Origin of the sequence: Sorangium sp. So ce1504 (assembly GCF_051521635.1) — a bacterium.
In the GTDB taxonomy this organism is placed as follows: Bacteria; Myxococcota_A; Polyangia; order Polyangiales; family Polyangiaceae; genus Sorangium; species Sorangium cellulosum_B.
In genome coordinates this window covers 7,433,405-7,453,168 of record NZ_CP150365.1, presented here as the reverse complement: position 1 = coordinate 7,453,168, position 19,764 = coordinate 7,433,405, and the positions used below count along the sequence as shown (strand labels likewise).

The window sequence follows — 19,764 nt, the reverse complement described above, 5'->3', positions numbered from 1 at the left end:
GGCGCTCAGACGCCTTCGTCCCGCGTCCTGGCCCGGGCGACGGGCAGGGCGTGGCCCTGCTCCGGGACGATGGTGAGAGCGCCGTCCGCCTCCAGGATGGCCCATCGCACCTGGGAGAGGTGCTCCAGCCCGCTCTTGTGCATCTCGGACAGGATCTCCTCCGGCTGGATCCGCTCGCGATTGCACGCCTCCTCCAGGATACGGCCCTTCGCGACCAGCACCGTGGGCGAGCCGTCGATGACCTTGGACGCCTTCGGGAAGAGGTGCGTCAGGAGGGACGTCAGGAACACGAGCACGAGGACGGTGGACACGCCCGCGAGCGCGTTCGCGAGCGACGCCTCGCGGACGAGGGCCTGAGAGACGATCTCGGGGATCAGCATGAGCGTGACGAGCTCGAACGGCGACATCGAGCTGAGCTCGCGCTTGCCGAGCACGCGGAACGCGGCGGCGAGGAACACATAAACGACGGCGACGCGGGCGACGGTCTCCATGGTGATCTCAGGGGAAGATGAACGTGCGGAGCGGCACGTGGACGCCGCGCTCCCCACCGCACGACAGGGTCGCGTTGCCCGACGCGAGCCAGCTGCGCTCGCCGCGGAGCTCGATGTCGATCCGGCGGCGCTCGCCGGGCGCGAGGTCGCCCAGCGCGAAGCGCCCGAACGCCGCCTCCGCAGGCGTGGTGTGGTGCTCCTCGAAGCTGTCCAGGTAAGCCTCGTCGAGCGTGAGGGCGGCCGCCCGGCAGGGTTCGCCCGCCGTGTTCTCCACGTCGAACGTGATCCGCTCCATGTCACGGAAGCGCATCCGCTCGGGGTAGGCGACGCGCAGGGTGAGCCCCTGCGCCGTCGCCTCGCGCGTCTCCAGCGCGTGCATGAACAAGGCGCTCGCGGCCACGCAGGCGAGCGCGAACGCGCCGATCGCGTGCAGGGGATGCAGGGCGAGCCGGCGCCCCAGGGGCGGCGCGGACGGCGGTGTGGGCTCGGGTTCGGACGGCGCCCGGCGCGACCTGGTGCGCGTCCGGGCGGGCCGAGGAGCGGAGAGCTCGCGAGCGGCGGGGATCATCGCACCCACGCTTTCAAGACTGGTGCCGCGGCCCGCTCGCGCACGCGCGGCCCGCTCGCGAGGACAGCCGCTGTGCCGGAGAGGCCGCTTGCCCCGCAGGCGCCGCGGACGGCGCCGTGAGCGTGGCGCTTTGCCACGTGGTGAGCCTCCTGTTGCTGACTTCCCTGCGCGATCGCGCCTTGGCGATGTGGCACACGGGCTGCTTGAGCCACGGCGGTGAGCGCGCGGGCCGCTGTGGCAATCGAGCTGCAGCCGCCCGGCGTTCGGGACTCGACATGACCTGCTCGGCGCCGACGTTTCCAGGCTCCAGGGCGGACTCCAGCACCGGTCGCGCTGCGGCAGGGGGCGCTCTCCACACGACGCGCCTCCTCCCCGGGATGAAATGGGTGCTCGAGTCGCTCCTCGATGACATCGCGCTCGCCCGGGAGCGGATATGGATCTCCACGTACATCTACCGCAACGATCTCATGGGTCGTCGCTTCGCCGACGCCTTCGCGAGCGCCGCGCGGCGAGGCGTGGATGTCCGGCTCCTGTACGACGCGCTCGGCAGCCACACGACGCCGGCGGCGTTCTTCGAGGACATGAGGGCTCGCGGCATCCGCGCCCGCGCCTACAGGCCGCTGGGCGCCGTCCTCCGCGGGGGCGCCCTGTTCCCGCGGGAGCACTCGCGCATCGTGGTGATCGACGGCGCCGGGTACGTCGGCGGCGCTGCGTGGGCCGACGAGTGGCTGCCGCGCGACGAGGGCGGCGACGGCTGGCACGAGGTCTGTAGCCGGGTGATGGGGCCCTGCGTGACCGACATGGCGCGGGCGTTCGAGTGCCGCTGGATGCTCGCCGACGAGGCCGCGGGGCGCTCCTTCGATTACTGGACGGGCGGCGTCTACGACGACGTGGAGTTCATCACCGACGCGCCCACGCCGCCCGCGGTCATCTACGAGCGCCACCTCGCGCGGGTGCGCGCGGCGAGGCGGCGGGTGTGGATCGAGAACGCGTACTTCTGTCCTCCGCGCGGGCTCGAGCGCGAGCTCATCGACGCCGCGCGCCGCGGGATCGACGTGAAGATCATCGTGCCGCGCGACTCCGACCTCCCGGCCATCCGCCACGCGAGCCTCGCGCGGTACACGTCATGGCTGGAGAACGGGCTCCAGATCCACGAGTTCCTCCCGTCGATGCTCCACGCGAAGTTCGCGGTGATCGACGACGACTGGGCGACGGTGGGGACCTTCAACGCGAACTCGACGAGCCTGAGGTGGGTGAGCGAGGCGAACCTCATCGTCAAGCAGCCCGCCTTCGTGAGGGACGCGGCCCGCCTGTTCGAGCAGGACCTCGGGCGGAGCGAGGCTGTACGCCTCGACAACCTGCCCAGGCAGGGCCCCTTCGCGCAGGTGCGCAACGCGCTGTGGAGCTTCGGCCTCGACCTGGTGGAGCCTCGCTATGCGGGCGCGCTCCCCGAGGCCGAGCGTGAGGGCGGGTTCCTGCAGGCGCTCGGCGTCTAGACCCGCCCGCCGGGCCGGCATCCGGGCCGCTACGGCGCCGCTGGAGCGCTCGAAGAGCCCTCCGCTGCGCCGGCATCCGCGGCCGGCGGCGCCTCCTCGGTGGTCGCCGGACGGCGGTGGACGCCCGGCTCCTTCTCGGTCGTCCCGGCGTCATCGTAGACCTCCACGGCGCTCGTCGACGCCTCGGCGGCCGGCGGGCAGGCCGCTTCCCCGCCTTCCCGGTCTCCGCCAGCCGGACAGGCGGCGCTCCCTGGCGCCTGCGCCGAGCCGGCGGCGACCGGCTGCGCCGTCGAGGCCGGCGCCTCCGGGCCCGCGCTGGGCCCGGACGACCCGGGCGGCGCGCTCGCCGCTGGCGCCGGCGGCTTCCCGGTCGCGGCTGGCGCGTTCGCCGCCGGCGCCGCGATCGCAGCCCGCGCGGCGGCCGTGGCTGGCGCCTGAGGCGCGGGGACCGCGGCCTTCAGCACGCGCGCCGGGCGCGGCGCCGTGGGTCCGACCGGCGGCGCCACGCTCCCGTGCGCCACGCCGGTCGGATGGGAGCTCACCTCGAGCGGTGGCTGCGCCGGAGACGGCGCCGCGGCGATCATCGCCACGGGCTGGACCGGCGGCGCCGGCGTCGACTCGCCTGCGCGACCCGCCGTGCCCAGCGCGACGCTCCACACCGCCGCTCCCGCCAGGGCCACGAGCCCGGCCGCCGCGACGCCGCGGAGCGGAAAGCGCTCCCGCCACGACGACCGCGGCGACGGAGACGCCGCCCCCGGCAGATTCACCATCGCGGTCGCCTCGGACCACGCGCGCTCCCCGCTCTCCTCGATCCCCTTGCGCTCCGCCGCCACCGGCGCGCTGTGACCCGCCGCAGCCGCCGCCCCCGGCGCCCTCTGCGCGGCCGTCACGGGCAGCTGCAGCTCCAGGGAGTCGTCCGCGCGGCGCGAGTGCAGCGTCGGCGCGGAGCTCACCGCATTCAGCCGCGGCGACGGCGACGGGATCTGGCTGGCCCGCTCGTCCAGCCATTGCGCGCGGAGCGACGCGCCGCACACGTCCTCCGAGACTCCCCTCGAGACAAGCCACGTCGCGAGCGCGCTGCCCAGCTCGCGCATGCTCCCCCAGCGATCCGCCGGATCCTTGCGCAGCCCGCGCTCGATGATCGACCACAGCGCCGGATCCGAGCCGCACCGCTCGACGAGCGAGCGCACCGGATCCTGGACGATCGCGCGCAGCGTCCCGAACCCGTGCTCCCCGGCATACGGCGTCTCACCCGCGATCGCCTCGTACAGCATCGTGCAGAGCGCCCAGATGTCCGCTCGATGATCGATGTGGCCTTGCCCGAGCGCCTGCTCCGGCGGCATGTACTGCGGAGTCCCGATCACGGCCGCGCCCGTCGATCCGGACTCGGGCTCGGTCCACGTCACCTTCGCGATCCCGAAATCGACGACCTTGGGCCTTATCCGCCCGTCGCCCTGATTCGCGAGCATCACGTTGTCCGGCTTGAGATCCCGGTGAACGACGCCCCGCTCGTGGGCCGCGTGCATCGCGCTCGCGACCGGCAGCAGGATCGCGAGCGCCACCTCGGGAGCGAGCCGGCGCTCGCGGCAGAGCACGTCCCGGAGGGCCTCGCCCTCCAGGAGCTCCATCACGATGTACGGGGTGCCGTCCGCGGTCTTGCCGAGATCGAAGACACGCACGATCCCGGGGTGGCTGAGCTTCGCCGCGGCCCGCGCCTCGCGCAGCAGGCGCTCGGCGATCGCGGGAGAGCGCATCTCCGGCCGCAGCACCTTGATGGCCACATTGGCCTCGAGCGCCGTGTTCGTGGCGACCCAGACAGACCCCATCGCGCCCTCTCCCGCTTTGCGGAGGAGCTGGTACTTCTCGCCCACCACCGTGTCGACCTCGAAGCATTCCCCTGAGGTGTGCTCGAACGCCTGGGTCATGTTGCTCGACATGCGCTCTCCTGCCGTCTGCTCCGGCCATCCGCCGCTCGCCACGCGACGAGTCTGGAGCATCGCGTGTGCCAGGCGAACCGCTCGGGGAGCTCCTGAAACCCTGCACGGGCGCGTCAGCGGCAGCGCGCCTCAGCGAGGCAAGTTGCCACGTGCCTTCCGCCTTCCCGCGACCGCTCAGATGAAGCTGTCGTAAGGACGCCGCTGCGAGCTCTCGCTCCGGACGTCCTCGGCGCCGGCATACTCGAGGATCAATTCCAGGATCTCTGCATCTCGCTCGGAGGAAGCATTTACGCCCACGAGGATCGCGCCTTGTCGTAGGCCGCTGTCGTAGATGCTCGCCCGGTGCTCCGGAATGCCGGCGCTGACGAGCGCGTCGACGAGCCCGCCGGCCGCGCCGCCCGCGCCAGCTCCGGCGAGCGCAGCCTCGATAGGCCCCGCCGCCACGAGCCCCAGGCCAGGGAACGCCGCGCCCGCGCCGAGCACCACGAGCGCGGTCGAGGCCGCCCCCGCCCCACCGACGTCCGCCGCCGCGCCCGCGGTTCCGTCCACGGCGCGATGGTCGCGCCCCGCACCGCTCATGACAAGGCTGATGGCGTCACGCGTGTATCCGCAGCTCATCACGCGCTCAACCGACCTCTCGGCGTCCGACCACGTCCTGACAAGACCGGTCACCAGCTTTGGCCTCACCTACAGCTCCTTTCCCGACGAACGTCCTCGCGCGCGCCCTGCCTGTATTCTGGAAACCCACATCGCCACAGCAGGCGACAGCAGGCGGCATGCCAAATGAAAATGCGGGAAATGCTCGGTACTCTGCGCGGTCGATCGCCCGTGTGCCGCGCAAGAGCTTGCGCAGGTGCGCCACACTGAGGCGTCGTTGCAGCGCAGACGAAACCGCCGGGCGTGCTCGGGGGCGATCGCAGGGCGTGGTGCGGAGAGCAGCGGTGACGGGAGATGAAGCGAGCTCAGCGATGCAGCCAGATGCGGAGCTGCGCCAGCAGCTGCTCCGTGTCGACCGGCTTCGAAATGTAGTCGGTCGCGCCCGCTTCCAGGCACTTCTCCCGGTCGCCTTTCATCGCCCTCGCCGTGACGGCGATGATCGGTAGCGTCTGGAATACCGGCTGTTTGCGGATTGCGCGGATCGTGTCGTATCCGTCCATCTCCGGCATCATGATGTCCATGAGCACGACGTCGATCCCGCTCGTGCTCCCCAGGAGCTCGATGGCGGCCTTCCCCGTGTCGGCGGTGAGGGTGGTCATCCCGTAGCTCTCGAGGACGGTCTTCAGCGCATAGATGTTGCGGAAATCGTCGTCGACGATCAGCGCACACTTGCCGGCGAGCGCGGCGGTCGACTCGTGGAGCTGCTCCACGATGAGCCGCGTCGGCTCCGGCAGATCCGAGAGCCGGCGGTGCAGCGCGAGCGTAATCTCGTCGAGCAGGCGCTCTCTCGACTGGACATGCTTCACGGGCAGCTTCTGCGCCAGCCGGGAGAGCTGCGCCTCGTCGTCCCCGGCGACGCCGGCCGGCGCGTACACGATGGCCGTGAGATCGGCGAAGCGCCCTGCGCGATCGAGGCGCTCGATGAGCTCGAGGCCGGGCATGTCCGGCAGGTGCAGGTCGATCACGATCGCGTCGAACGCCTCGCGATCGAGCGCGTCGAGCGCCTCCTGGGCCGTCGCTGCGCTGGCGACCGTGGCCTCCGCGTCCCCGAGCAGCTCGGTCACCGGGGCGAAGGCGGCCTCGTCCGGCGCGACGACGAGCAGCCGGCGCCGCGGCGAGCCGATCAGCCCGGCGAGCCGCGCGAACGCCTCGTCGAGCGCCGTCCTGCTGCTGAGCGGCTTGTTGAGCAGGCCCACCGCGCCCATCCGCCGCGCGCGGCTCCGCTCCTCCTCCGTCTCTGTCGTGATCACCTGGACAGGGATGTGCCGCGCCGAGAGATCGCGCTTCAGGCAGTCGAGCACGCGCCACCCGTCGACGTCGGGCATGTTGATGTCCAGCGTGATCGCCGCGGGCTGGATCTCTCGCACCAGCGCGAGCGCGGTCGCGCTGCGGAGCGCGACGACCGCCTTGAAGCCGTGCTCCCGCGCGACATCCACGAGGAAGCGGGCGAACACGGTGTCGTTCTCCACGATCAGGATCGCGCGGTCGCCGGGGCGGACGCTCTCGCTGTCGTCGATGATCTGGACGTCCGCGCTCGCGGACGTGCGATCCGACGGCCGGCTGCTGTGGACGGCATCATCGATGGACGGCGGCGCGTCGAGGACGTGAGTCGGCTGCCGCCGCGCCGCCCGCACGGGCCGGAAGGTGCGCGGCAGGTAGAGCGTGAACGTGCTGCCGCGGCCCGGCGCGCTGACCAGCGTGAGATCGCCGCCGAGCATCCCCGCGATCTCCCGGCTGATCGCGAGCCCGAGCCCGGTGCCGCCGTACTTGCGGCTCGTGCTGCCGTCCGCCTGCTGGAACGCCTCGAAGACGATCTGCTGCTTGTCCGGCGCAATCCCGATCCCTGTGTCATGGACGGAGAGGGCGATCACCACATCGGCCCGGCTGAGCACTTCGTTCTCACGGCTCCAGCCGCCGCGGGCCACTGTCACCTCCAGGACCACCTTGCCGCGCTCGGTGAACTTGAAGGCGTTGGAGAGCAGGTTCTTGATCACCTGCTGCAGCCGCTTCGCGTCGGTGAACATCGACGTCGGCAGCGTCGACGAGAAGGAGAGCTCGAAATCGAGCTTCTTCGCCTCGGCGACGTGCCGGAACGTGCGGCGCACGTAGTCCGAGAGGTCCGTGAAGCTGATCTCTCCGACGTCGACCACGACGGTGCCCGACTCGATCTTCGTGAGATCGAGGATGTCGTTGATGAGCCCCAGGAGATCGGTGCCTGAAGCGTGGATCGTCTTCGCGTACTCGACCTGCCTCGCGGTGAGGTTCTGGTCGTTGTTCCTGGAGAGCTGGTCCGACAGGATGAGGAGGCTGTTCAGCGGGGTCCTGAGCTCATGGGACATGTTGGCCATGAACTCCGACTTGTACTTGGACGTGAGGGCGAGCTGGCGCGCCTTCTCCTCCAGGGCCTGGCGGGCCTGCTCGACCTCGTGGTTCTTCCGCTCGACCTCCACGTTCTGCTCCGCCAGGAGGCGCGCCTTCTCGCCGAGCGCGGCGTTCGTCTCCTGGAGCTCCTCCTGCTGGCTCTGGAGCTCGCGCGCCAGCGACTGGGACTGCTTGAGCAGGTCCTCGGTGCGCATGTTGGCCTCGATCGTGTTGAGCACGATGCCGATCGACTCGGTGAGCTGGTCGAGGAACGCCTGGTGGGTCGGGCTGAAGCGCTCGAGCGACGCGAGCTCGATGACGGCCTTCACCTGCCCCTCGAAGAGCACCGGCATCACGATGATGTTCACCGGGGGCGCGTCGCCGAGGCCGCTCGTGATCGTGATGTAGTCGTGGGGCGCGTTGACGAGGAGGATCTTCTCCTTCTCGAGCGCGCACTGCCCGACGAGCCCCTCGCCCAGCTTGAACTGGTTGTCGACGTGCTTGCGCTCCTTGAACGCGTAGCTCGCGAGCAGCTTCAGGACGGGCTCCTCGCGGGCGGCATCCATGATGTAAAAGACGCCCTGCTGCGCCGTGACGACGGTGGCCAGCTCGGACAGGATCCTCCGGCCGACGGTGAGGAGATCCTTCTGCCCCTGGAGCATGCGCGAGAACTTGGCGAGGTTGCTCTTGAGCCAGTCCGTCTCGCTGTTCTTCAGCGTCGTGTCCTTGAGGTTCCGGATCATCTCGTTGATGTTGTCCTTCAGCGCGGCGACCTCGCCCTGCGCCTCGACCTTGATGGACCGGGTGAGATCGCCCTTGGTCACGGCGGTGGCGACCTCGGCGATCGCGCGCACCTGCGTGGTGAGGTTCGCCGCGAGCTGATTCACGTTGTCGGTGAGGTCCTTCCACGTGCCGGCCGCGCCGGGCACGCTCGCCTGCCCGCCGAGCTTGCCCTCGACGCCGACCTCGCGCGCCACCGTCGTCACCTGATCCGCGAACGTCGCGAGCGTCTCGATCATGCCGTTGATCGTGTCCGCGAGCGCGGCGATCTCCCCCTTGGCGTCGACGACCAGCTTGCGCTTGAGATCGCCGTTGGCGACCGCGGTCACGACCTTGGCGATGCCGCGCACCTGGTTCGTCAGGTTGCCCGCCATCGAGTTCACGTTGTCGGTGAGATCCTTCCAGGTGCCGGCGACGCCGCGGACGTCGGCCTGCCCGCCGAGCTTGCCCTCGGTGCCGACCTCGCGGGCGACGCGGGTGACCTCGGAGGCGAAGGAGCGGAGCTGATCGACCATCGTGTTGATGGTGTTCTTGAGCTCCAGGATCTCTCCCTTCACGTCGACCGTGATCTTCTCGGAGAGGTCGCCGTTGGCGACGGCGGTGGTGACGGCGGCGATGTTGCGCACCTGGGAGGTGAGGTTGCCGGCCATCGAGTTGACGGAGTCGGTGAGATCCTTCCAGGTGCCGGCGACGCCGCGGACGTCGGCCTGCCCGCCGAGCTTGCCCTCGGTGCCGACCTCGCGGGCGACGCGGGTGACCTCGGAGGCGAAGGAGTTGAGCTGGTCGACCATCGTGTTGATGGTGTTCTTGAGCTCCAGGATCTCTCCCTTCACGTCGACCGTGATCTTCTTCGAGAGATCGCCCTTGGCGACGGCGGTGGTGACGGTCGCGATGTTGCGCACCTGGGCCGTCAGGTTCGACGCCATCGAGTTGACGGAGTCGGTGAGGTCCTTCCAGGTGCCGGCGACGCCGCGGACGTCGGCCTGCCCGCCGAGCTTGCCCTCGGTGCCGACCTCGCGGGCGACGCGGGTGACCTCGGAGGCGAAGGAGTTGAGCTGGTCGACCATCGTGTTGATGGTGTTCTTGAGCTCCAGGATCTCGCCCTTGACGTCGACGGTGATCTTCTTCGAGAGATCGCCGTTGGCGACGGCGGTGGTGACGGCGGCGATGTTGCGCACCTGGGAGGTGAGGTTGCCGGCCATCGAGTTGACGGAGTCGGTGAGATCCTTCCAGGTGCCGGCGACGCCGCGGACGTCGGCCTGCCCGCCGAGCTTGCCCTCGGTGCCGACCTCGCGCGCGACGCGGGTGACCTCGGAGGCGAAGGAGCGGAGCTGATCGACCATCGTGTTGATGGTGTCCTTGAGCTCGAGGATCTCGCCCTTGACGTCGACGGTGATCTTCTTCGAGAGATCGCCTGTGGCGACGGCGGTGGTGACGGCGGCGATGTTGCGCACCTGGGAGGTGAGGTTGCCGGCCATCGAGTTGACGGAGTCGGTGAGGTCCTTCCAGCTGCCGGCGACGCCGCGGACGTCGGCCTGCCCGCCGAGCTTGCCCTCGGTGCCGACCTCGCGGGCGACGCGGATGACCTCGGAGGCGAAGGAGCCGAGCTGCTCGACCATCGTGTTGACGGTCTTGGCGGTCCGGAGGAACTCGCCGTCGAGCGGCCTGCCGTCCACCTCGAGGGCCATCGTCTGCGAGAGATCGCCCTTGGCCACGGCGCCGATGACGCGCGCCGTCTCGGCGGTGGGGTGGACGAGATCGCCGATCAGCGCGTTGATGCACGCGATCTCGTCGGCCCATGCGCCGCTCACCTCGCCGATGAAGGCGCGCTGGGAGAGCTTGCCCTCCTTGCCCACCGCGCGGCTCAGGCGGGCGAGCTCCTTCGCGAGCTTCTCGTTGCGCTCGACGACATCGTTGAACGTATCGGCGATCTTCCCGTCGAGCCCGAGCCAGTGGACGGGCAGCCGCACCGAGAAATCGCCCTTCTTCAGGCCCGTCAGCGACATCAGCAGCGTCCGCCGGTCGAGCTCGTCGCTCTCGAGCGGCGCGGCGGCGTGGGGGCGCTCGGCCGGGCGGGCCTTCGTCGCGCGCGCGGCGCCGTGCTGCAGCCCATCCCCGGACGCGGCCTTCTTGCTCTTGCCATTGCCGGCTCTCGCCTTGCGGGCCGCCTTGTCGAGGTCGCTTCGCTGCTCCATGCCGCTGTTCTCCTGGTCCCGCCTGCGGGCAGCACCGATCGGTCAATAAGAAGGGAAATGAGCGCGCGCCCCGGGCGCGGAGGGGCCCAGGGGCGCTGGAGGCCGTCGGACCCGGTGCCCCGGCGTGAGCCCAGGGCGCCGCGCGACAGGACGGCAGGAGGACAGGCCCCCTCGCCTGGACGGCGGCGTCATCGATCGAGGCTGCGCTCGGGCTCCGCGCGACGCTTCCCGCCGCCGAGGAGCGGGGCCCTCGCTGAAAGGCCGCGAGGCGGCCGTCGGGGTCCCCTCGGGTTCAGGCTTCATGGCACGTCGGCCATGCGCTTCTGCTCCCACCGCGCAGCAGCATGGGCTCGTATTACTAGCAGGCGCTCAGCCGGGCAAGCTTCGCGCCACGCGCAGCACGCAGCACGCGCGTACGGCGCGCAAGGCGCGCGCGTCCGCGGCGCGCCGTCGGCCGAGCGCGCGCGTGAAGCCGCGGCGGGACACCGGCGGAAGCGGCCCCCGCGCCGGCGCTGCGGCCCTCCGAGCCGGCGCCTCAGGCCACGTCGGACTTGGGCGAGCGGCGCTTCGTCGGGAGATCGCTCGGCTTGTTGCGCGGCGTGATGATGCTGTAACGCCCTGCCTCTCCCACCCTCTCATGGACGCCCGACTCCATGGCATCTCTCGCAGTCCTGAGCGGCGGCAGCCATCGCGACACGTTCGCGAGGCACGAGGTGCGCTCGGGAAAGGGAGAGTGACGGGGGGGCGGCCTCTCCGTCGCTCCGCGGAGCGGCCGCTCCGACGCCGCGTCGTGCGTCCGCTCTTCGGCGGCGTCATACGGCCGCTCCGGTGGCCCGTCATACGGCCGTTCCGCGGCGGTGTCATACGGCCGCTCCGCGGCGGCGTCGCACGGCCGCTCCGGGGTCGCGTTGTGCGTCCGCTCCGAGGGGGACCCGTGCGGCGGTGCGCACGGGGCGGCGCTCTGCGCAGGGAGCGTGCCGGAGGACGCGCGCCGCTTCGCGGTCGTCGCGGCGATCCGGTGCCGGAGATCCTCGACGTGCTTCGCGAGCCGCTCGGTCTCCTGCGTGAGCCGCGTGAAATCCTCCTCGGTGAGCCGAGTGAAATCATCGACCTGGCTTCTGCGCTCTGACATAAACGATCCTTTGCCGCGTCTCTTCAGCCGATCTCGACGCCCCGTCGGCTCCGCTGCTCATCCCGTGTGCACACCTCGTGTGCACACCGCATGCCGCGCCGCTCGGGTCGGTCGCACGCACCCGGCGGGGGTCGAGCGACGCTGGCGCGGATCGCCGCAACGGGGCGCGCCTGCCTCCATCCGTCCTCGCGAGCTCTGGTCGGCGAGCGGCGGGGATCTGGCTGGACACGCGGGGGAGGGGGCCGCGGCACGCCCTGTGCCGTGGGGACGCCGCACACATGATGGATGAGCCCGGCGCGCCTCGCTCGGTCACAGCCCTCTCCGCCGCTCTCCAGAGCGCGGCGGGGAGGCCCGTGTCCCTGGGGCTCCAGGCCACGGAGGCGCGCGCGGCGCTGGTGCGCTGGTGAAGGAGTGGACGCATGCAGAACTCGAACTTTGAATCGCTCGGCGCCCGGCTGGGGATCCCGGGGGATGGCGTGTGGCCGTGGGTGATCGTCGCGGCGAGCGTTCCGGTCGGCTTCGGGCTCGCTCGGATCGCCGCGGGCGTCTTCCGGCGCGCCGGTTCGGTCGTCGCGCGACGGACCGCGACGCCGTGGGACGAAAAGACACTCGACGCGGCAATCGGCCCCGTGACCCTTTGTCTCGGGGTCGTCCTGACAGCGGGACTCGCCAAGCTCACGCGGCTCGGTCAGGGCCTCGTGACCGATCTGCGGTCGCTCCTCTCGGCGCTGTTCATCGGCGGGGTGGCGTGGCTCCTTCTGCGCATCGTGGGGATCCTCACGGAGGTGCTGGACGCGCGCGCCCTGCGTCACCTCGAGGAGGGGAGCGAGTCGTCCCGCGGGCTCCGCACCCAGGCGCGCGTGCTCGAGCGGGTCGCGCGGGTGCTCATCGTGATCGTGGCGAGCGCGCTCGTGCTCCTGAACTTCGAGGCGGTGAGGAACGTCGGCGTCTCGTTGCTGGCGTCGGCGGGCATCGCGGGCGTCGTGCTCGGCCTCGCGGCGCAGAAGCCGGTCGGCGCGATCCTGTCGGGCCTCCACATCCTGTTCACCCGCCCCATCGACCTCGGCGACAAGGTCGTGGTGGACGGCGAGTTCGGGACGATCGAGGAGATCCGGCTGACCCACGTGGTCGTGAAGATCTGGGACGAGCGGCGGCTCATCGTCCCGACGGCGAGGCTCCTGGACCAGTCGTTTCAGAACTGGACGAAGCACGGGGCGGAGAAGCTGGGCACCGTCGAGATCTACGTGGATTACCGGACCCCCGTGGACGCGCTGCGGCGGCATTTCGAGTCGATCCTCCCGAGCAGCGAGCTCTGGGACGAGCGCGTGAAGGCCGTTCAGGTCACGAATGTGACAGAGCGCACGATCGAGGTGCGTCTCCTCGTCTCGGCGCGCGATCCTGGGCAGCTGTTCGATCTGCGGTGCTGGCTTCGCGAGGAGATGCTCCGCTGGGTCCAGGAGCTGGAGGGCGGCGCGTACCTGCCGCAGGAGCGTTTGACCCGGAGCGCCTCTCTCTCGGAAGTCGCAGAGGGTCGTGGTCCGGCCTCGGGCCGCACGCGCCGGGCTGGAGCGGGCGACGGGCTGCCCGATGTGGCGCCGTGACGGCGTGCGCCCACCATGTAGCGGAACGCCACACCGCGGCATTCAGGCGAAGTGCGATGAGCCCGGCATCCGCCGCGTCCCTCGGGGGTCTCACAGGCCGGTCCAGGCCCTGCCACAGGGGCTCCGACGCGATGACGACACGATGACGACCGGCGCCGCGGAACAGCCCTTCAGGTCAGTCGCGCCCTCCCTGACCGCCAGGAAGGGCTCCGCGCGCCGCTCCCTCGCAGGTGAGGCGCAGGAAATCGGCACGTGATTTGCAGTAAAGTCAGAAAGATCTGGGACAAGTGCCCGTCAGCCGAGCCGTCGATCGCGCGACGAGGTGTGCGCCACGCCCCGGGGGAGGAGGCAGTGGCACGTCGGAACTGCGTGCAGGTGCCTGCGGGAACCCAGGAGCAAGACACCATGAAGTCGGTCATCAGGATCACGCGGCTCGGCGGTGTTGATGTGTTTGCGCATGCGGCGTTCGGCCTGCTGCTCCCGATCGGGGCGCTCCAGTGGGGGGCGCGGCACGGCTGGAGCGGCGCGCTCTTCGGCTGCGCGCTGGGCGCGGCGCTGCTCGGGTGCGTGGCGCTGCAGGCGCTCGTGCGCGGGATCGTGGCGAGGCAGCTCGGGCTGAGGCTGCGCGAGATCCAGCTCTCGCCGCTCGGCCCGATCGTCAGCCGCTCGCGTCCCGCGGCCGGGTGGGCGCAGGGCGGCGCGCTCGGCCTTGCGGCGAACGTGGCCCTCGCGGTGCTCTTCGCGCTGGCCGTCGAGGCCCCGCGCGGGTTGGGTGAGCTCGGGTGGATGTCGGTCCTTCAGGCCGCCGAAGCGCCCTCGCGCGAGGCTGCGATCGTGTGGATCGCCAGCGCGAACCTGGGGATCGCCCTGCTCGGCCTGCTGCCGGCGTTGCCGCTCGAGGGGGGGCGCGCGCTGCGCGAGGCGCTCTCGCCGCTCACCGGTGCCTGGCTCGCGACGTCGATGACGGCGGCGCTCGGGCAAGCGGCGGCGGCGGTGCTGTTTTTCATGGGCCTGTTCGGTGGTCAGCTCGTCATGGCCGCGCTATCGGCGCTCCTCTTCGTGGAGGCGCGGCGGGAGTGGAGCGCGGCGCAGGCGGTGATGGCGCCCGTGGCGCCGCCCGAAGAGCCTCCGAGCGAGGGCAGGGCGGTCCAGCTGTGGCCTGGCGAGCTCGTGGGCGACGCCGCGCGGCGGATCCTCGCGAGCCAGGAGCCGGACTTCCCGGTCGTCTACGAGGACCGCGTGATCGGGGTCGTGACGCGCACGGACGTCATGCGCGCGCTGGCCGCCGGCCAGGAGGGGTCGTTCATCGCGTGGATCATGCGCTGCGACGTGCCCCGGGTGGCGGCGGACGTGTCGCTCGACGAGGTGGGGCGGCAGATGATCGAGAAGAACACGCCGGTGGTCGCCGTCTTCGACGGAGAGAGCTACCTCGGGCTCGTCAAGCACTCGGACATCGCGGGCGCGCTCACGCGCGGGCGCGGGGGTCGGCTCGGGAGGATTCACCTGGCTCCTCAGGTGGGTTAGCGCGTCGGCATAGGCGTTAACCAAGCCTCGCGCAGCGTGGTTCCGGACACAACGACGCTCGAGCAAAGCGCCCCGCCAACCCGGAGAGGGGGCGGGGCGCTCGTCGGGAACCGCGAAGCTCAATCGCCTCGAACGAAATTGAGCTTGAAGGAGACCACGAGCACGAGCGCGTCCTGACTGATGCGGCGCTTGCCCCAGGCGACCCCGATGTGCAGCCCCTCGATCGGATCGAGGTTGGAGGGGAGCCCCACGGTGTGCGTGAGCGTCTTCGTGAAGTTCCACTCAGGCCGCTTGTTCGCGAGCGCCGCGTTGACCGCCTTCATGACGGTGTGGTCGAGGATCGAGGGGATGCCGCGGATGTCCGCCTCCTCGAGCTCGACGTTGAACGCCAGGACGTTCCCCTTGTTCCTCTCGATGATCTCGGGGCAAATCAGCACCTTGAGCTCATCGAGCCGGATGGTGGGGTTGACGCCCGCGATGGACCACTGGAGCTCCGCCGGGCAGGTGACCCGCAAGCCCAGGTCGTCGGCCAGGGCAATCTCGGTCGCCTTGCCCAGGTACAGCCAGCGATCGGTCGTCTCGTCGTCGTCCAGGTGGATCTTCACCGGGAGGAACTCGCCCAGGATCTGCGCGAGATCCTCCCGCGTGATGATGGCTTCGAGCCACACGGCCAGCGCCTCAGCTCAGGTGATGGCCGCTCTCGCCGCCGTGGGACAGCCCAGCTCCCTCGATGCCGTAATGCGAGTTCGCGGAGCTCGCGTCGGACGGCGCGACCGCGCCCTTCACCGCGTCGACCGCGCTGCCGACCTTGTCCTGGACCTTGCGCTCGGCCTGCTCGACCCCGCGGGTCGCCTGGCGCTTCAGGCCGTCGAGGCGGGTCAGGAGCTCGCTGCGCAGCGCCTCGCCCGACGTCGGCGAGAGCAGCAGGGCCACGCCCGCGCCCACCGCGAGGCCGGCGCCGAAGAGGCCGAGCGCCGTGAGCGGGCTCCGCTTGCGCGAGAGCCCGACCCAGCCGAGCACGTCGTCGAAGCCGAGCGCCCCGACCGTGGCGGCGACGCCGGCGACCGCCTTCGCGACGTCGAACGCCGTCGTCCTGGCCGCCGTCGCGGCGACGCCCGCGCCGGTAGCCGCCGACTCAACCACACCCTTCGCAGTCCCCACCGCGTTGTTCATTCGGTTCGTCATGGCTCTTGTCTCCTCGTGACGGACACGACATCCGCCGGTTCGTGTCGGGAAACCATTGCAGGGCCCGGACCAACCGAGAGCTTGTGCCCAGAGCGCCTGGCCCCGGGGCCGCGGAGCGCCGCCGTGGCGCTTGCGTGACGAAACGCCACAGCTGTCGTGACGCGCCTCGGGCGCAACACGCGCCGTGAGACGAGCGCCGGTGAACCAAGGGCCGCGGCGCGCGGCGCCGTCGCCAACGGAAGAGGTTGGATTGGGGGAGGAGTGCCGCCCTGCCGAGAGGGAGAGCCAGCTGCAGCGCCGCTCCGGCAGGGCTCCGAGCCGCGTCCGTCGAGCGGGCGAGCGGGCGAGCGGGCGAGCGCGCGCGTCACCGAGGGGCATGGGCGACGCCGATCAGCGCGACGTCGACCCTGCGATCATAGCCATAGGAATACATCGGTTGAGCTCCGACCGCCTCGGCGGCGCCCGTCGCGCGCGTCGTGATGCGATCCGCGGGGATGCCCTCCTTCACGAGGATCTCCTTCACCCGCGCGGCGCGGCGGAGCGAGAGATCCTGGTTGTACGCCGGGGTGCCGCGCGGATCGGCGCGGCCGACGAGCTCTATCCTCGCGCCCTGGAGGCTCGATGAGAGCAGGCAGTCGACGAGCGCCCGGAGCTCCACGTGATCCTGCGGGAGCGGCTCGGCGGAGTCGAAGGCGAAGCTCGTCTTGGGCAGGCGGCAGACGTCGGCGATGTCGGCCCCGAGGGTGAGGCCGATGAACCGATCTTCGCCTTCCCTGAGATCGGGCCATTCGACCTTGTAGACTCCATCCGGGCCCGGGTTGGGTAACCTCGGCTCAGGCCGAGCCTGCTCCGGGGGTGGTGCCGCGGCGCACGCGGTGAACAGCGAGAGCGCAAGCGCGCCCAGGCAGAGCCTGGGCAGGTTGGACATCGACAGCATGTGGACCCTCCTTTCGAGGTCGGCCGCGATAAGCCGCCTCGTGTTCCGAGGAGGTCGTTCAAGCTCCGTGCCTGTCCGGCGATCGAGGCGTGTCGCCGCGCGCCACGCCCCGCGCTCAAGGCGGGCTCATGAGGGGGATGAAGGCTCTCTGGCCTCTCTGGCCTCGATCTTGGGCCAGGTGAAACGGAAGGTGGCGCCGGCGCCGACGGCGGACTCGACCCAGGCGCGCCCGCCCTTGCTCTGGACGATCTTCTGCACGACCGACAGGCCGATGCCGGTGCCCTCGACCTTGTCGCGCGCCTTCAGCGTCTGAAAGATGCCCCAGATGCGGTCGTGGTATTCGGGCGCGATGCCCGCCCCGTTGTCGGAGACCGAGAACTCCCAGAACGGCCCGGCGTCGCGCGCGCTGATCCGGACCTCCGGATCGGTGCCGCCGGCGTGCTTCAGCGCGTTGCCGATCAGGTTCAGGAACGTCTGCTGGAGCGGAGCGCGCTCCGTGACGAGGACGGGCATGTCGGGGGCGATCTCCACGAGCGTCTCCGGCGGGGGCGCGAGCAGCTCGATGACCTCCCGGAGGAGCTTGCCGACGTCGATCGCCTCGGGCTTCTCGCGGGCGCGGCCCGCCCGCGAGTAGCTCAGGATCCCGTCGATGAGGTTCTCGAGCCGGTGGACGCGCCCGCGCAGCAGATCGAGCTGCTTGCGGCTCTCGGCCGTCATCTTGTCGTTCAGGTCCTCCTCGATCCACTGCGAGAGGTTGGCGATGCCCCTGAGCGGCGCCTTGAGGTCGTGGCTCGTGACGTACGCGAACTGATCGAGCTCCTTGTTGCTGCGCTCCAGCGCCTGGACGAGCCGCTGCCGCTCCTCCTCGGCGCGCTTCTGATCGTCGATGTCCGTGTACGTGCCGAACCAGCGGACGATGCGGCCCGACCCGTCGCGCGCGGCGACCGCCCGGCCGATGAACCAGCGGTACACGCCGTCCGCGCGCCGGAGCCGGCACTGGCTCTCGTACGGCTCGCCCGTGCGGAGCGCCTCCCGGAAGGCCTCGATCGCCCGCTCGTGCTCGTCGGCGTGGATGATCCGGCTCCAGCCCTCGCCGCCGGTGTCCTCCGCGGTGAGCCCCGTGTAGTCGTACCAGCGCCGGTTGAAGTACTCGTGGTGGCCGTCCGGGCGGTTCGTCCACACGAGCTGCGGCATCGTCTCGGCGAGCAGCCGGAACTGCGCCTCGCTGTGCTTCAGCTCCTCCGCGAGCGTCTCGACCTCCTTGCGCACGGTGACCTCGCGCTCGAAGAGGAGGGCGTTGTCGACGCTGAGGGCGGCGCGCCGGGCGAGCTCCTCGGCGAACTGCACGTCGACCTTCGTGTAGTGCCGGCCCGACTCGGCGTGCGCGAGCGTGATCGCGCCGAGGACGCGGCCGCGCGCCGCCAGCGGCACGACCAGGTACGACCGGAGGCCGAGCTCGCGCGCCATCCGGAGGTGCTCCTCGTCCCGCGCGTTCTCGACGAGCAGGGAGTCCGGGATCTCGGATGCCCACTCGGCCTCGCCCGTCCGGAGCACCTTCGGCACACCGCGGCTCGCCGCGGGATCGACAGGATAGCTCTGCTCGATCTGGCGGACGAGCTCCACCTTCTGCGGGTCGGTGTGCTGGACGGCGACGCGCTGGATCGCGCCGTCCTGGCCCTGGATGTCCACGGCGCACCAGTCGGCGAGCAGCGGGACGACGAGCCGGGCGAGCTGCCCGAGCGTCTCGCGGAAGTCGAGCGAGGACGAGAGGATCTCGCCCGCGCCGGCGAGGAGGCTGACGTTGGCCTCGGCGCGCTTGCGCTCGCTGATGTCGAGCACGTAGGTGAGGTTGCGCCGCTGCGTCTCGATGCGGGCGGACCCGACGAGGACCGCCACGCGCTTGCCGTCCTTGCGGATGTACTCCTTCTCGAACTGCCTCGTGACGCCGTGGAGGCTCAGCTCGGTGATCGCGTCGTGGTGGACGTGCTCGTACTCCGGCGGGGAGAGCTCCTGCCAGCTGAGCAGCCCCGCTTTGAGGTCCTCACGGGTGTAGCCGATCATCGACAGGAAGCAGTCGTTCGCCTCGATGACGCGCCCCTCGTAGTCGCTGAAGAGCAGGCCCATCATGCTGGTGTCCATGATGCGCCGGAACACCTCGTCGCTCGCCTGGCGCTCCAGCTGGCGGAGCGCGGCCTCCTGCCGCTTGATCTGCTCGGCCCTCCGGTGCAGCTCGACGAAGACCGCCACCTTGGCGCGGAGGATGTCGGGATTGAACGGCTTGACGACATAGTCGACCGCGCCCTCGCGGTAGCCGCGATACCGTCGGTCCTCGTCCTCCGGCAGCCCCGAGATGAAGATAATCGGCGTGTGCCTCGCCCGATCGAGCCCCCTCACGCGGGCGGCCGTCTCGAAGCCGTCGATTCCGCGCATCTTCACGTCCATGAGGATCAGCGCGAACTCCTCGCGGTGGAGGTGCTCCAGCGCCTCCTCGCCGGATTGCGCGGTGACGAGCCGCTGGCGCAGCGGATCGAGCACGGCCTCGAGGGCGAGGAGGTTCGCGCGGTGATCGTCGACGAGCAGGATGCTCGCCACGGGCTCGGACGGAGCGGACGGGAGGGGAGCGCCCGGCTGGACCGAGGACTTCACCTGAAGCGGGCTCAGCCCTGGCTTTCGGTCGGGCATGACGAAGACGGTTAACGGCGCCCGGACCTTCTGGCAAGCGAAAGCGGCGCGCGCGCGGCGAGGGCCATTGTCCTGCTCGAAGCGGACATCTCCGGCTCGCCGCGGCACCTCCAGCGCGCAGCGACAAGGCCGCGCGGGATCGGGCTCCGCGCGCCACGCTGTGGCGATCCGTCACGCGCGCCGAACGGAGCGGACCGTCGTGGATGCGGCGCCGCGAC

The 19,764-nt window shown here is 70.8% G+C and carries 13 protein-coding genes; 3 read left to right on the top strand and 10 right to left on the bottom strand.

Annotation, left to right across the window (positions count from 1 at the left end):
• Positions 1-5: 5 nt before the first annotated feature.
• Together WMF39_RS28005 and WMF39_RS28000 are read right to left on the bottom strand one after the other, a co-directional pair.
• On the bottom strand, positions 6-491 hold the full coding sequence (locus tag WMF39_RS28005) for a DUF421 domain-containing protein (protein ID WP_437739538.1): 486 nt from the start codon (positions 489-491) through the stop codon (positions 6-8).
• Between the two features lie 7 nt (positions 492-498).
• Positions 499-1,059 carry a hypothetical protein gene (locus tag WMF39_RS28000; protein ID WP_437739537.1) on the bottom strand — a complete coding sequence of 187 codons (561 nt, stop codon included), beginning with the start codon at positions 1,057-1,059 and terminating at the stop codon, positions 499-501.
• 377 nt (positions 1,060-1,436) lie between these two features.
• On the opposite strand from WMF39_RS28000, the gene WMF39_RS27995 reads away from it, so the two are divergent.
• Entirely contained in the window at positions 1,437-2,555 is a 1,119-nt protein-coding gene (locus WMF39_RS27995) for a phospholipase D-like domain-containing protein (RefSeq protein WP_437739536.1), read from the top strand.
• Positions 2,556-2,584: 29 nt separating this feature from the next.
• On the opposite strand, the gene WMF39_RS27990 is transcribed toward WMF39_RS27995, so the two are convergent.
• From WMF39_RS27990 to WMF39_RS27975, 4 genes are all read right to left on the bottom strand, one after another.
• Positions 2,585-4,552 (bottom strand): serine/threonine-protein kinase, encoded by a 1,968-nt coding sequence (locus WMF39_RS27990; protein ID WP_437739535.1) that lies wholly within the window; start codon positions 4,550-4,552, stop codon positions 2,585-2,587.
• A 114-nt stretch (positions 4,553-4,666) separates the two neighbouring features.
• Positions 4,667-5,179: a hypothetical protein gene (locus tag WMF39_RS27985; RefSeq protein ID WP_437739534.1), complete on the bottom strand. Its 513-nt coding sequence runs from the start codon at positions 5,177-5,179 to the stop codon at positions 4,667-4,669.
• A 275-nt stretch (positions 5,180-5,454) separates the two neighbouring features.
• The gene (locus WMF39_RS27980; RefSeq protein ID WP_437739533.1) at positions 5,455-10,485 is read right to left on the bottom strand and encodes a HAMP domain-containing protein; all 5,031 of its coding nucleotides are present in this window, start codon (positions 10,483-10,485) and stop codon (positions 5,455-5,457) included.
• 535 nt (positions 10,486-11,020) lie between these two features.
• Positions 11,021-11,617 carry a hypothetical protein gene (locus tag WMF39_RS27975; RefSeq protein ID WP_437739532.1) on the bottom strand — a complete coding sequence of 199 codons (597 nt, stop codon included), beginning with the start codon at positions 11,615-11,617 and terminating at the stop codon, positions 11,021-11,023.
• A 419-nt stretch (positions 11,618-12,036) separates the two neighbouring features.
• Between WMF39_RS27975 and WMF39_RS27970 the strand changes: the two genes are divergently transcribed.
• Both WMF39_RS27970 and WMF39_RS27965 read left to right on the top strand, forming a co-directional pair.
• Positions 12,037-13,218: a mechanosensitive ion channel family protein gene (locus tag WMF39_RS27970; RefSeq protein ID WP_437739531.1), complete on the top strand. Its 1,182-nt coding sequence runs from the start codon at positions 12,037-12,039 to the stop codon at positions 13,216-13,218.
• A 405-nt stretch (positions 13,219-13,623) separates the two neighbouring features.
• Positions 13,624-14,742 (top strand): CBS domain-containing protein, encoded by a 1,119-nt coding sequence (locus tag WMF39_RS27965; RefSeq protein ID WP_437739530.1) that lies wholly within the window; start codon positions 13,624-13,626, stop codon positions 14,740-14,742.
• A gap of 119 nt (positions 14,743-14,861) precedes the next feature.
• Here WMF39_RS27965 and WMF39_RS27960 read toward each other — a convergent pair whose 3' ends face one another.
• The 4 genes from WMF39_RS27960 to WMF39_RS27945 form a co-directional block, all read right to left on the bottom strand.
• Positions 14,862-15,410, bottom strand: a complete 549-nt coding sequence (locus WMF39_RS27960) for a hypothetical protein (RefSeq protein WP_437739529.1) — start codon at positions 15,408-15,410, stop codon at positions 14,862-14,864.
• A 10-nt stretch (positions 15,411-15,420) separates the two neighbouring features.
• A complete protein-coding gene (locus WMF39_RS27955; RefSeq protein ID WP_437739528.1) occupies positions 15,421-15,927 on the bottom strand; it encodes a YtxH domain-containing protein in 507 nt (168 codons plus the stop codon).
• A gap of 364 nt (positions 15,928-16,291) precedes the next feature.
• Positions 16,292-16,864 carry an OmpA family protein gene (locus WMF39_RS27950; protein WP_437739527.1) on the bottom strand — a complete coding sequence of 191 codons (573 nt, stop codon included), beginning with the start codon at positions 16,862-16,864 and terminating at the stop codon, positions 16,292-16,294.
• A 126-nt stretch (positions 16,865-16,990) separates the two neighbouring features.
• Complete coding sequence (locus WMF39_RS27945) at positions 16,991-19,546, bottom strand: PAS domain S-box protein (protein ID WP_437739526.1); 2,556 nt, start codon at positions 19,544-19,546, stop codon at positions 16,991-16,993.
• Positions 19,547-19,764: the final 218 nt, after the last annotated feature.

Excerpts from the sequence above, each read along its gene's own strand:
- WMF39_RS28005 (WP_437739538.1), bottom strand. The coding sequence starts at position 491 with ATGGAGACCGTCGCCCGCGTCGCCGTCGTTTATGTGTTCCTCGCCGCC.
- WMF39_RS28000 (WP_437739537.1), bottom strand. The coding sequence starts at position 1,059 with ATGATCCCCGCCGCTCGCGAGCTCTCCGCTCCTCGGCCCGCCCGGACG.
- WMF39_RS27995 (WP_437739536.1), top strand. The coding sequence starts at position 1,437 with ATGAAATGGGTGCTCGAGTCGCTCCTCGATGACATCGCGCTCGCCCGG.
- WMF39_RS27990 (WP_437739535.1), bottom strand. The coding sequence starts at position 4,552 with ATGCTCCAGACTCGTCGCGTGGCGAGCGGCGGATGGCCGGAGCAGACG.
- WMF39_RS27980 (WP_437739533.1), bottom strand. The coding sequence starts at position 10,485 with ATGGAGCAGCGAAGCGACCTCGACAAGGCGGCCCGCAAGGCGAGAGCC.
- WMF39_RS27975 (WP_437739532.1), bottom strand. The coding sequence starts at position 11,617 with ATGTCAGAGCGCAGAAGCCAGGTCGATGATTTCACTCGGCTCACCGAG.
- WMF39_RS27970 (WP_437739531.1), top strand. The coding sequence starts at position 12,037 with ATGCAGAACTCGAACTTTGAATCGCTCGGCGCCCGGCTGGGGATCCCG.
- WMF39_RS27965 (WP_437739530.1), top strand. The coding sequence starts at position 13,624 with ATGAAGTCGGTCATCAGGATCACGCGGCTCGGCGGTGTTGATGTGTTT.
- WMF39_RS27955 (WP_437739528.1), bottom strand. The coding sequence starts at position 15,927 with ATGACGAACCGAATGAACAACGCGGTGGGGACTGCGAAGGGTGTGGTT.
- WMF39_RS27950 (WP_437739527.1), bottom strand. The coding sequence starts at position 16,864 with ATGCTGTCGATGTCCAACCTGCCCAGGCTCTGCCTGGGCGCGCTTGCG.
- WMF39_RS27945 (WP_437739526.1), bottom strand. The coding sequence starts at position 19,546 with ATGCCCGACCGAAAGCCAGGGCTGAGCCCGCTTCAGGTGAAGTCCTCG.